The sequence below is a fragment of the Pseudomonas sp. W2-17 genome (assembly GCF_041060445.1).
In the GTDB taxonomy this organism is placed as follows: domain Bacteria; phylum Pseudomonadota; class Gammaproteobacteria; order Pseudomonadales; family Pseudomonadaceae; genus Aquipseudomonas.
Genome location: NZ_JAUFNS010000007.1, coordinates 184,077 through 195,952, shown reverse-complemented (window position 1 = coordinate 195,952; position 11,876 = coordinate 184,077). Strand labels below are relative to the sequence as shown.

11 protein-coding genes are annotated in these 11,876 nt (G+C 61.5%); 6 read left to right on the top strand and 5 right to left on the bottom strand.

From position 1 onward, the window contains the following. Nucleotides 1–88 precede the first annotated feature (88 nt). From argJ to QWI20_RS11300, 3 genes are read left to right on the top strand one after another with little or no spacing between them, the layout of a single operon-like run. Nucleotides 89–1,306, top strand: a complete 1,218-nt coding sequence (argJ, locus tag QWI20_RS11310; RefSeq protein ID WP_369305566.1) for a bifunctional glutamate N-acetyltransferase/amino-acid acetyltransferase ArgJ — start codon at nucleotides 89–91, stop codon at nucleotides 1,304–1,306. Nucleotides 1,307–1,344: 38 nt separating this feature from the next. Beyond that, on the top strand, nucleotides 1,345–1,971 hold the full coding sequence (locus QWI20_RS11305) for a glutathione S-transferase family protein (protein WP_369305565.1): 627 nt from the start codon (nucleotides 1,345–1,347) through the stop codon (nucleotides 1,969–1,971). Nucleotides 1,972–1,973: 2 nt separating this feature from the next. Next, on the top strand, nucleotides 1,974–2,918 hold the full coding sequence (locus QWI20_RS11300) for a Nudix family hydrolase (protein WP_369305564.1): 945 nt from the start codon (nucleotides 1,974–1,976) through the stop codon (nucleotides 2,916–2,918). A 238-nt stretch (nucleotides 2,919–3,156) separates the two neighbouring features. Here QWI20_RS11300 and QWI20_RS11295 read toward each other — a convergent pair whose 3' ends face one another. From QWI20_RS11295 to QWI20_RS11285, 3 genes are all read right to left on the bottom strand, one after another. After that, nucleotides 3,157–3,735, bottom strand: coding sequence for a cob(I)yrinic acid a,c-diamide adenosyltransferase (locus tag QWI20_RS11295; RefSeq protein WP_065992164.1), 579 nt, complete (start codon nucleotides 3,733–3,735; stop codon nucleotides 3,157–3,159). Between the two features lie 4 nt (nucleotides 3,736–3,739). Beyond that, a complete protein-coding gene (locus tag QWI20_RS11290) occupies nucleotides 3,740–5,788 on the bottom strand; it encodes an ATP-binding protein (protein WP_369305563.1) in 2,049 nt (682 codons plus the stop codon). Between the two features lie 62 nt (nucleotides 5,789–5,850). Continuing rightward, nucleotides 5,851–6,762 carry a putative 2-dehydropantoate 2-reductase gene (locus QWI20_RS11285; RefSeq protein ID WP_369305607.1) on the bottom strand — a complete coding sequence of 304 codons (912 nt, stop codon included), beginning with the start codon at nucleotides 6,760–6,762 and terminating at the stop codon, nucleotides 5,851–5,853. 181 nt (nucleotides 6,763–6,943) lie between these two features. On the opposite strand from QWI20_RS11285, the gene QWI20_RS11280 reads away from it, so the two are divergent. Both QWI20_RS11280 and QWI20_RS11275 read left to right on the top strand, forming a co-directional pair. After that, complete coding sequence (locus QWI20_RS11280; protein ID WP_065992166.1) at nucleotides 6,944–7,429, top strand: YajQ family cyclic di-GMP-binding protein; 486 nt, start codon at nucleotides 6,944–6,946, stop codon at nucleotides 7,427–7,429. 151 nt (nucleotides 7,430–7,580) lie between these two features. Then, nucleotides 7,581–8,429, top strand: a complete 849-nt coding sequence (locus QWI20_RS11275) for a mechanosensitive ion channel family protein (RefSeq protein WP_346627122.1) — start codon at nucleotides 7,581–7,583, stop codon at nucleotides 8,427–8,429. 105 nt (nucleotides 8,430–8,534) lie between these two features. Here the strand turns inward: QWI20_RS11275 and QWI20_RS11270 are convergent, their stop codons facing one another. Next, entirely contained in the window at nucleotides 8,535–10,100 is a 1,566-nt protein-coding gene (locus QWI20_RS11270) for an AmpG family muropeptide MFS transporter (RefSeq protein WP_369305562.1), read from the bottom strand. 42 nt (nucleotides 10,101–10,142) lie between these two features. Continuing rightward, entirely contained in the window at nucleotides 10,143–10,511 is a 369-nt protein-coding gene (locus QWI20_RS11265) for an MGMT family protein (protein WP_369305561.1), read from the bottom strand. A 160-nt stretch (nucleotides 10,512–10,671) separates the two neighbouring features. On the opposite strand from QWI20_RS11265, the gene QWI20_RS11260 reads away from it, so the two are divergent. Then, on the top strand, nucleotides 10,672–11,679 hold the full coding sequence (locus tag QWI20_RS11260; RefSeq protein WP_065992174.1) for a DUF481 domain-containing protein: 1,008 nt from the start codon (nucleotides 10,672–10,674) through the stop codon (nucleotides 11,677–11,679). Nucleotides 11,680–11,876: the final 197 nt, after the last annotated feature.

Here is an 11,876-nt window from a genome sequence, read left to right as displayed (position 1 = left end):
ACCGGCTCAGCCGTCGCGGCGTTTTTCAATCAATCGAGCCGTGTCGGCAAGGCCGCGCGGTGTGACTGTCTTTCAAGGAGCGCACTTCATGGCTGTTGGTCTTGGTCCTTTGCCGACGCTGCACCCGGTTCCCGGTTTCGAACTTGGCATCGCTTCCGCCGGCATCAAGCGCCCGGGGCGCAAAGATATCGTGGTCATGCGCTGCGCCGAAGGCTCCAGCGTTGCAGGCGTGTTCACCCTGAATGCGTTTTGCGCGGCGCCGGTGATCGTCGCCAAACAGCGCGTGCAGGGCACCGTGCGTTATCTGCTGACCAACACCGGCAACGCCAACGCCGGCACGGGTGAACCAGGGCTGGCGGCTGCCGAGCGCACCTGCGCGAAGCTGGCCGAGATCACCGGGGTGGATGCCAGCGCCGTGCTGCCGTTTTCCACCGGCGTGATCGGCGAGCCGTTGCCCGTCGAGAAGATCGAAGGCGCGCTGCAGGCCGCACTGGATGATTTGTCCGTCGACAACTGGGCTGCTGCGGCCACCGGCATCATGACCACCGACACGCTGCCTAAAGGCGCGAGCCGTCAGTTCGTGCTCGATGGTGTGACGGTCACCGTGACCGGCATCAGCAAAGGCGCGGGCATGATTCGTCCGAACATGGCGACCATGCTGGGCTACATCGCTACCGACGCCAAGGTGGCGCCGAGCGTGCTGCAGGACCTAATTCGCGACGGCGCCAACAAGTCGTTCAACCGCATCACCATCGATGGCGACACGTCGACCAACGACTGCTGCATGCTGATCGCCACCGGTCAGGCCGACTTGCCTGCGGTGACTGAAGCCAAGGGCCCGCTGTTTGAAGCGCTGAAAAAAGCCGTTTTCGAAGTGTGCATGGACGTCGCCCAGGCCATCGTCCGTGACGGCGAGGGCGCGACCAAGTTCGTGACCGTCGAAGTCAACGGCGGCGGCAATCACCAGGAATGCCTGGACGTGGGTTACACCGTGGCCCATTCGCCGCTGATCAAAACCGCGCTGTTCGCGTCGGACCCGAACTGGGGCCGGATCCTGGCGGCCGTAGGGCGTGCGGGCGTGCCGAACCTGGACGTCAGCAAGATCGACGTGTTTCTGGGTGACGTTTGCATCGCCAGCAAAGGCGCCCGCGCCAGCACCTACACTGAAGAGCAAGGCTCGCTGGTGATGGCGCAGGAAGAGATCACCATCCGCATCGAGCTGGGACGTGGGGATTGCAGCGAAACCATCTGGACCACCGACCTGTCGCACGAATACGTGAAGATCAACGCGGAATACCGCACCTGAGTCACGAGCGAGTCCACCGGTTTCAACGGAGCCAAGACATGAGCCTGCACCTGATCATCGGCGACAAACGTTATTCCTCCTGGTCGCTGCGTCCGTGGCTGGCACTTGCGCTGACCGGCGAGGCGTTCACCGATCAGGTGATTCGCCTGAATCAGGCTGACACCACGCGCCTGATTCTGGAGCATTCGCCGACCGGTAAAGTCCCGGCACTGAAGTGCGAGCACGGCACCATCGTTGATTCTCTGGCGATTTGTGAATATCTGGCGGAGCGTTTTCCGAATGCAGGCTTGTGGCCGGCGGATATCGCCGCCCGCGCTCAAGCTAGGTCGGCGTGCGCGCAGATGCACAGCGGCTTTGTCGGACTGCGCTCGCATTTGCCGATGGACTTGCGTCAGGACGAGGCGCTGGAAGTCATTGCGGTCGAAGCTCAGGCAGATATCGACCGCATGGTTGCGCTGTGGCGTGAATGCCGCGCGGTGTCGGGTGTGAGCGAGGGTTTCCTGTTCGGCACGCCGGGCATCGTCGATGCGTTCTTCGCACCGGTCGCCGTGCGCTTTCGTACCTATCGCGTCGAGCTGCCAGCAGATGCGGCCGCCTACGTCGAAACGATTTATCAGTGGCCTGAGTTCAAGCGCTGGCAGCAGGCAGGTCTGGAGGAAGGTTGAACGTGAAACGCATCCATGTGGCCGCGGCGGTTATCCGTGGCACCGACGGCAAGATCCTCATCGCCCGACGCGCCGACAAACAGCATCAAGGCGGCTTGTGGGAGTTTCCCGGCGGGAAGGTCGAGCCTGATGAATCGGTCGAAGCCGCGCTGTCTCGCGAGCTGCACGAAGAACTCGGCATCGTCGTGACTGCGGCGCGCCCGCTGATCAAGATCAAGCACGACTACCCGGACAAACAGGTGTTGCTGGACGTCTGGGAAGTCTCGTCGTTTACCGGCGAGCCCCACGGTGTTGAAGGGCAACCGCTGGCCTGGGTATCGCAGCGGGAACTGGCCGAGTATGAATTCCCGGCAGCGAACAGGCCGATCGTGGCCGCCGCGCGTTTGCCGGGTGAATACCTGATCACCCCGGACGATCTGGAAACGCCCGAGCTGCTGCGGGGCATACGCACGGCGGTGGCTGGCGGCATCAAGCTGGTTCAGCTGCGTGCGCCGAACATGTACGACCCGAAATACCGTGACGTTGCGGTGGACGCGGTCGGGCTGTGCGCGGGGAAGGCGCAGTTGATGCTCAAAGGGCCGAGGGAATGGCTGGGCGACTTTCCGGCAGCGGGCTGGCACCTGACCAGCGAACAGCTGCGCAAATACGCCAGCAAGGGCCGTCCGTTTCCTGACGATCGCTGGCAGGCAGCCTCATGTCACGACGCTGAAGAGTTGAGTCTGGCCGAGCAGATGGGCGTGGATTTCGTCACCCTCTCGCCCGTGCTGCCGACGCAAACTCACCCTGATGCACAGCCGCTGGGTTGGGAAAACGCCCGCGAGTTGATTGAGGGCTTCAGTAAACCGGTTTATCTGCTGGGCGGGGTAGGGCCGACGGACCGTCAGCACGCCTGGGAATGTGGCGCGCAGGGTGTGGCCGGCATTCGCGCGTTCTGGCCGCAGGACTGACAAAGCAAATGTCGGTGCCGGCTCATCCTTCTTGGCACAACACCTGGTTCCGCTGCCGATGAAGAACTTGTGGGAGCGAGCTTGCTCGCGAAGAGGTCTGTACATCCACTAGATCTCTAGTGGCTGAAAGGCAGTCTTCGTGAGCAAGCTCACTCCCACAGCTTTTGCATTTGCCAGCTGAGTTGCGGTGTATCAGCACATCATCACCGCAGCACAGTCCTGCCTACTCCTTACCCAGTCACTGCGGCTTCTTCGCAGGCTCCCACAAAATCTCCGCCACCCCCTCGCGCCGGGCAATGATCCGTGCCGCGACAAACAGCAAATCCGACAGCCGATTGATGTACGCCAGACCAACCCCGGCCAGTGGCTCGACCGCGTTCAGGTGCTGGCAACGCCGCTCCGCCGTGCGTGCCAGGCTCCGGCAAACGTGGGCCTGGGCGATCAGCGTCGAGCCGCCCGGCAGAATGAAGTTCTCCAGCGGCCCCAGCTCCTCATTCCAGTGATCGATGGCCGTTTCCAGGCGCTCAATCTCCGCCGCATTCAGCGCCTTGTATTCCGGCATCGCCAGCTCGCCGCCCAGGTCGAACAGTCGATGCTGACACGGCGCCAACACGTCGATGACTTCCTGCAGTGCCGGATGAGTCGCGACTGCCGCCGAAAGGCCGGCCAGCAACACGCCGACCTGACTGTTCAGTGAGTCGACTTCCCCGATGGCCTCGACCCGCGGGTGATCCTTCGGCACTCGGCGGCCATCGCCCAGGCCCGTTTCGCCGGTGTCACCCGTGCGCGTGTAAATTTTCGACAAGCGAAATCCCATGGCTCTACTCCCGGTCGTTCTGACCAATGACCTGTGGTGCAGGCATATCAATCGAATTGTCCACCAGCGGCAGGCGCAAGGTGAAACAGGTGCCCTGGCCGAGGGTGGAATGCACTTCCATCTGGCCTTTGTGGTTGTTGGTGATGATGAAATACGACACCGACAGCCCGAGGCCCGTGCCCTGACCGATTTCCTTGGTGGTGAAAAACGGCTCGAAGGTGCGCTTGCGCACGCTTTCCGACATGCCGATGCCGTTGTCCTCGACCTGGATTTCCGCCCAGGGCGGGTTCAAGCGCGTGCGCAAAATGATGCGCCCCGGCTCCCTCGCGTCTTCACGCTGATGGATAGCCTGAGCGGCGTTCTTGAGCAGGTTGAGCAGCACTTGCTCCAGTTCGTTGGCCGTCGCAGGCACCGGGCCCAGAGCAGGATCGAACTGGCGAATGATGTTCTGGCCCTTGAAGTCAAAACCGATGGTCAGGTCGAAGTCGTTGCTGGCGATCTCCACGGCTTGATCAATCAGTGCCGGCAGATCGCAGGGCGCCAGCTGACGGTTACTGCGCCGGCTGAAGCTGAGCATATGGCTGACAATCTTTGCCGCCCGCGCCCCGGCTGACTGAATGCCGTCCAGCAACTGCGGCACTTCGCGGGCGATCAGGTATTGATTCACTGCCGCCAGCTCGATGCCCTCCTGCTGGGCCTGCTCCAGATTCTTCGGCAGATCGGGCGACAGCCGACGGCGGATGTTCTGCACGTTGTGCATGATCGCACCGAGGGGGTTGTTGATCTCATGGGCCATCCCGGCGGCCAGACCACCCACCGAAAGCATTTTCTCCGACTGGACCATCATTTCTTCCAGCGACAGGCGCTGGGTGATGTCATCGATGCGGATCACCGCGCCACGGCCTGCATCGCCGGTCAGCGGGTAGAAGGTGAGGGCGTAATGACGCGACTCTTCGCCCTTGACCCAGGTGACGCGCTCGATCTTGGTGACGGTGTGACGCTCGACGGTCTGTTTGATCTGCGGCAAGAAGGCGCGCATCGGCGGGAAGGCGGAGTAAATCGGCTGGTTCAACGCCTCGTCCAGCGGGGTGCCGGACAGGGCGCCGGCTTCCTGATTCCATTGGGTGACGTACAGCTGCTCATCCAGGGCAATCAGCGCCGAGGGCATGGAGTCGATGATGCTGTTGAGGTAATTCTGAAACCCCGTGAGCTTCTTCTCGATCTTGCTGCGCACCTGAACTTCCAGCTCCAGCTTGCGGTTGGTGTGACGGGTTTCTTCCGCCAGACCCTGGGCCTGATCGTAGGCTTCCTGGGATTCATCGCGGGCGCGTCTGAGCTGCTGCTCACGGGCTTCCATGCGCGAGAGCATGGTGTTGAACGCCTCGGCCAGCGAACCGATCTCGTCCTTGTTGCCGGGCGTCGCTCGCAGCGCGTAGTTCTCCTCGCGGGTGACCCGCCGCGATAGGTCTTCCAGCTGGTAGATCGGCTCGGTGATGAAGCGCCGAATCTGCCGGGCCACACCGGCCCAGAGCAAGATGCTGAAAATCAGAATGCCGATACTGGCGGTGAGCGTGCCGGTGTAGAACGCCGTCGGCAATTCGCTGCTGGCGACCAGCAACAGATGCCCCGCCGCTTGCCCTGCTTTGGGAATGGGGATGACCTGGGTGTTGCGAAACTCGGTAATGCGCCAGCTCTCCAGATCCCGATAGTGGTCGGGCATGCGCAGTTTGTCGCCCTGCTGCATCTGCGCCAGACGCGTACCGCTGCTGTCGTAAACAGCCGCCGCCCGCAACGGGCCGTAATTTTTAAGTTCCTTGAGCAGCGCCTGGGCGTTGTAGGTCGAGGATAAGGCTTGCTCGGACAGCCCGGGATTGCTGATCAGTCGACCGATCGTTTGCAACGCCTGGGGCGCCATCGCTTCTTGAGAGATGTAATAGGCGGCGCTGATGAAGGTTAGGTTGGCGACCACCAGCACGGTGGTGAGCAATACCAGCAAGGCGGCCAGAAGTTTTTGACCGACCGGCAGGTTTTCGAGGCGCTGGCGCAATGGCATGGGGCAGGTCACCGGAAGGAGGAGCGGGCAGGTTAGCGCTGTTCCGCCCGTGAGCAAACCCGTCAGTCGCTGGGCAGACTTCGGGCGTTGAGGTGTTCGATCAGGCGCAGGCGCAACAGGTTCAGTGTGGGTGCCGGGCAATCAAGCGCCGCCGCCGTGGCGCAGACGTGCCCGAGCAGGTAGCGGATCTCGGTGCGGCGGCCTTGGGCGACATCCTGATACATGGAGGAATAATTCCCGGCGGTGGCGGCAATCACCTGTTGCACCTGTTCCAGCAACCCTTCCGCCGCGCCGGGCTGACCGCAGCAGTGCAGCACATGGCCGAGCTCGGCACACAGCGCCGTCACTTCCTCGGCATGAGCCTGCAGCTCGCCGTTGCGGCATTGGTGCAACACGGTCAGCGGGTTGATGGCGCAGTTGAGCGCGAGCTTGCGCCAGAGGCGTTCGGTGATGTCAGCGGTCCACTGATGGGGGATGCCGGCCTGCTTGAGTTCGTCCAGCCAGGCCGGCGCCGCGCCTTGCTGCGTGTCGCCGAGCCAGTTGAAACCCTGTCCGGCGAACACCACGCTCCAGTCTTCATCGCGGTAGGCGCCTTCGGTGCTGGAGACAAAGATGCAGCGTGCCTCAGGAATCATCGCGGCCACGGCGTCCTGGCTGCCCAGCCCGTTTTGCAGGAGCAGGACCTCAGCTTTGTCGGCCAGACGATGGGCGACGGCTGCAACGGCGCGTTCAGCGTCGTAGGCCTTGCACGCCACCAGCAGCCGCTGGATGGGCTCGCCTGCGCTGACCGTCTGTGCCGGGATAGCAAACCTCTGGCGTTGACCGTTTTCGTTGAGCGCCAGACCGGCTTGCGTGTTGTAGGCCACCAGTCGAGCCTCGTCGCGCACGATCAGCCGCACCGGCAAACCCGCCCGGGCCAGTCGCGTGGCCCACAGACTGCCCAGACTGCCCGCACCCAGCACATGCCAGCGCACGGGATTCAACTGAAATCACCCCCGATGACGAAGATCTCGGTGCGCAAGGAAAACCAAATCAACATCGCAGGCTCACATGAACGTGGGAAAAGTCTCGTTATAATGACCGGGCTTTCATACCGTCAAGTCAGGCGTGCTCCATCCACATGTCGAGCCGCGCCGTATCAATTGGAGAATCTACATGCCCTCGTTCGACGTAGTGTCTGAACTGGATAAACACGAAGTCACGAATGCCGTCGACAACGCGATCAAGGAGCTGGACCGCCGCTACGACCTCAAAGGCAAAGGCAGCTTCGAATTCACGGAAAAAGACCTGCTGATCAAGATGACGGCCGAAGAAGGTTTTCAGCTCGAAGCCATGATCGAGATCCTCAAGCTGGCCCTGGTCAAGCGCAAGATCGACGTGCAGTGCCTGGAACTGAAGGACCCCTTCGCGTCCGGCAAGGTCATGAAGCAGGAGGCCACGCTCAAGGAAGGCATCGACAAGGAGCTGGCGAAGAAGATCGTCGCTCACATCAAGGAAGCCAAGCTCAAGGTTCAGGCTGCCATTCAGGGCGAGCAAGTGCGCGTCACCGGCAAGAAGCGTGATGACCTGCAAGAAGCGATCGCTGCGCTGCGTGGTCACGAGTTCGGCATGCCGCTGCAATTCAACAACTTCCGCGACTGATTCCCCCGCGATTTGCCCCGCGATTTCATGTTGGCTCAGGAACCCGAGGGGTTCCTGTGCGTCCGAATGCAGGTCTGGCTGAAATAACGGGCCCATTCGGCGCCGTTGCTTAAGCCTTCCATGTCGCGACCCCGAGGAGAAATAGATGGACTTGGATTTAAACGGCCAGGTAGACCATCTGGTGAAAGCGTCTCAGGCCTGGATCCCGATGGTCATGCAATACGGCAGCAAAGTGCTGCTGGCAGTGGTCGTCCTGCTGGTCGGCTGGTGGCTGATCAATAGACTGACGTCCCGAGTGGGCGCGCTGTTGGCGCTGCGCCACGTCGACCTGGCGTTGCAGGGCTTCATCAGCAGCATCACCAACATCATTCTTAAGATACTGCTGATCGTCAGCGTTGCCTCGATGATCGGGGTAGAAACCACCTCATTCGTTGCCGCGATCGGTGCGGCGGGTCTGGCCATCGGCCTGGCGTTGCAGGGCAGTCTGGCGAACTTTGCCGGTGGCGTGTTGATTCTGCTGTTCCGTCCGTTCCGCATTGGCGACTGGATCGAAGCGCAAGGCGTGTCGGGCACCGTGGACGGGATTCAGATCTTCCACACCGTGCTGCGCACCGGCGACAACAAGACGGTAATCCTGCCCAACGGCAACCTGTCCAACGGCATCATCACCAATACCAACCGTCAGCCGACGCGCAAGATCACCTTCGACGTGGGCATCGATTACGACGCCGATTTGAAGCAGGCGCTGCAAGTGCTGATGGACATGGCGGATGATCCGCGCATCCTGAAGGATCCGGCGCCACAGGCGGTGGTCGCGGCACTGGGCGACAGCTCGATTACCGTGTCGCTGCGTGTGTGGACCAAGACCGGTGACTTCGGTGACGTGTCGAACCGCTTCAACGCTGAAATCCGTGACCGCCTGCGCGCGGCCAACATCGACATCCCGTTCCCGCAGCGCGTGATTCGTGTGGTGCAGGATGAGCAGCCCGCAAAGGCGTAACGCTCGACCGCAGACACCAAAAAGCCCCGACTTGTGAAAGTGCGGGGCTTTTTGTTGGTCGCCGTGGCGGAGGCAACCTTGTAGCAGCCGGAAGATGAAGGCTCTTTAGAGCACCGAATCCGCAGGCTTGGCCGGCTCTTCGGGTTCTGCCGCTTCTTCCCGCGCTTCCCGGCGTGCTTCCTGCGCCCAGTGCAGGGCGATCATGAACAGCGTCGGCACGCCCATCAGCGCGGTCGCCAGGAAGAAGTTGTGGTACCCCAGCTTCTCCACCATAACCCCGGAGTAGCCACCGATCAGGCGCGGCAACAGCAGCATGATCGAGCTGAGCAGCGCGTACTGAGTGGCCGAGAACTTGAGGTTGGTCAGGCTCGACAGGTAGGCCACGAACGCCGATGTCGCGAGGCCCGAGCTGAAGTTGTCCAGCGAGATCGTGACGATCAGCATCTTCAGGTTCGGGCCCATGTCGGCCAGCATCAGGAACAGCAGGTTGGTCGCAGCCGAGGTCACGCCGCCGATGAACAGGATCGGCAGAATGCCGAAGCGCACGATCGCCAGACCGCCAAACGCCGCGCCGGCCAGCGTCATCACCAGCCCGAAGATCTTGCTGACGCTGGCAATCTGATCCTTGGTAAAGCCCTGGTCGATGTAGAACACGTTCGCCATGACGCCCATGACCGTGTCGGACATGCGATACGTGGCGATGAGCCCCAGTAGCAGAAAGGCCTGCCAGCGATAACGCAGGATGAAATCGTTGATCGGCGTCAGCACCGGCGCCAGACCGCGGCGGCCCATGGACGACAGGCAGGCCACGGTCAGCAGCGTGTAGAGGATCGCGCGCAGAAAGGCGCGGTCTTCCATCAGCAGGTCTTTCCAGGTGGTGCCCTGAAACAGCACGCTGGCGAAATCGGTGTTGTACAGCTGGGTAAACATCGCCGGCACCGAGACCAGCAGAATGATCAGCACGAACACCGAGGCCAGTTGATGGGCAAAGCCGTAGCGCACGGCCGACAGCTGGGTGCGGATCGGCACGGACGGTTCACGCATGATCAGGCTGGTGATCAGCGCGGGCACCATGAGCAGGCCGAACAGCACGTAGGTGCCGGCCCAGGCCGAGTGTTTGTAGGCAAAGCCGGTCGAACCGAAGCCTTCGGCGAAATACAACGCGCCGGCAGTGGCGAGGAGGGCGGCGACGCGATAGCCGGCCATGTAGCTGGCGGCAAGGGTCGCTTGCTGGCTGTCGCTGGCGATTTCCAGGCGGTAGGCGTCGATGGCGATGTCCTGGGTCGCGGAGGAGAACGCGACCAGCACGGCAATCGCGATCAGCCACGACAGATGCTGCTGCGGGTCACAGAACCCCATGCCGATCAGGCCCAGGGTCACCAGCGATTGCGAGAGCACCAGCCACGAGCGGCGTCGGCCGAGCCGGCCCAGCAACGGCAGGCTCCATTGATCGAGCAGCGGCGACCAGACCCATTTGAAGGCATAGGCCAGGCCAATCAGGCTGGCATAGCCAATGGTTTCACGCGCAACGCCGGCTTCGCGCAGCCAGACAGATAGCGTTGAGAACACCAACATGTAGGGCATGCCCGCGGCAAAGCCGAGCAACAGGAGCACAAACGTAGAGGGGCTGGCATATGCGGCGAGCGCGGCGCGCCAGGTTTTGCGGGGCATGGGCTGGAATCTGCCTCAGGTTACGTAAACAAAGCGCGCACTCTAACCGTTGTGCTCTGTCGGGCGCCAGCCATGACGCTGCATATCCACACGATTGTTACGGATGGTCACGCCCTCGGCCCGCAAGCGCGCCCGTTGCTCCTCGCCCGACACGGTTCCGGGGGCCAGGCTGATGCGCCCGCCGGCGCCAATCACGCGATGCCAGGGCAGGCTGCTGCCGTCCGGCAACTGGCTCAATGCCCTGCCAACGAAACGCGCCGCTCGTCCCAAACCGGCCAGCTCGGCCAACTGACCGTAACCGACTACCTTGCCTTCCGGCACTTGATGCAGTGTGAGGTATAACGCCGTGCGCCGTGCCTCAGCGGGAGAGAGGCCGGCAGGGTCGTTTTGAGCCGATGATTGTTCGATCACGCATTCGTTCCTGTAAAAGGGATGAACGGGAATTTTCGATAAGGAACTAGGGAAACTTCCTACTGTCAGTGTTACCTGTGTCGGCGGTCTGCCGATGGCCAACCCGTTATCTATCCGGATAATGCCCGATTCTCCGCGAACCAGAGCCTTGTCGTTGCTTATGTTGTCCAGAACCCTGTTGTGCGTTGCTGTTGCTACTGCTTCTACCCCATTGCTCGCCGACACCGTCTGGTTGAAAAACGGCGACAAGATGACCGGGACTATCAAGTTCTTCGACGGCGGCAAGCTGCTGATTAATACCAAATATGCAGGCGACGTCCCGTTGGACTGGAAGGAAATCAAGACGCTGGAGAGTGACCAGCACCTTCTGGTAAAGCAGGACGCCACCACCGGCGAAGTGTCCAAGTCGTTGCAGCCGGCCGAAGATGGCAAGGTCACGCTGGCCAATGGCGATGCGCCGAAGACGGTTGAACTGGCGAGCATCCAGCAGATCATCAAACCCAAGCCGGTGGTCACCGATCTGGTCTGGAAGGGCAACGTCGATGCTGCACTGGACTTCCAGCGCGCCGAGAACGACACCGATGATTACAACATCGCCTTCAAGACGTCCGCGACCCATGGCCAGTGGCGCCACAACGCCAAGGGCGAGTACAACCGCGAATCGCAGGACAGCCTGACCACCACCAATAACTGGGACGCCGAATACTCGGTCGACCGGTTCTTCACGGACAAGTGGTTCTGGGACGGTCGTATCACCTACAAGCGTGACACCATTGAAGACCTGGCCCGTCAGCGCACCGTGGGTACCGGTCCGGGCTACCAGTTCTGGGACGACGAACTGGGCGCATTCAAAATCGGCGCGCTGCTTAACCGCACCGATTTCGAATACTCCAACGGCGAGAAAGACAACTTCTATTCCGTGTCCGGCACCTGGGACTACAACCGTTACCTGATCGGCAAGAAGGTCGAGTTCTTCACCAACGGTGAAGTCGGCAAGCCGATCAGCGGCGTGGCTGACTACAGCCTCGAGACGGAAGTGGGCCTGCGCTACAAAGTCACCGAATGGGCGTCGCTCAACCTCAAGGCGGAGAAAGACATCATCAGCGGCTCCGACAACGGCGACCTGGACAAGACCCGCTACACCGCCGGTTTTGGTGTTTCCTGGTAAAAAAAGCTTTATCAATGCCTGAGCGTGCGCAGATCACAATCTGATCTGCGTGCGTTGGCCAGTTTCATTTTCAAGCGTTTTCTTTTTACGCGAACCCTCCACGAAATCGTCACCCCCGCTCAATCTGGCACCTTCCGGCGATAACGATTATCGTGGGGCCTGCGTCGCCGTCTGCTGCTACGCGTCCCTTGATGCCT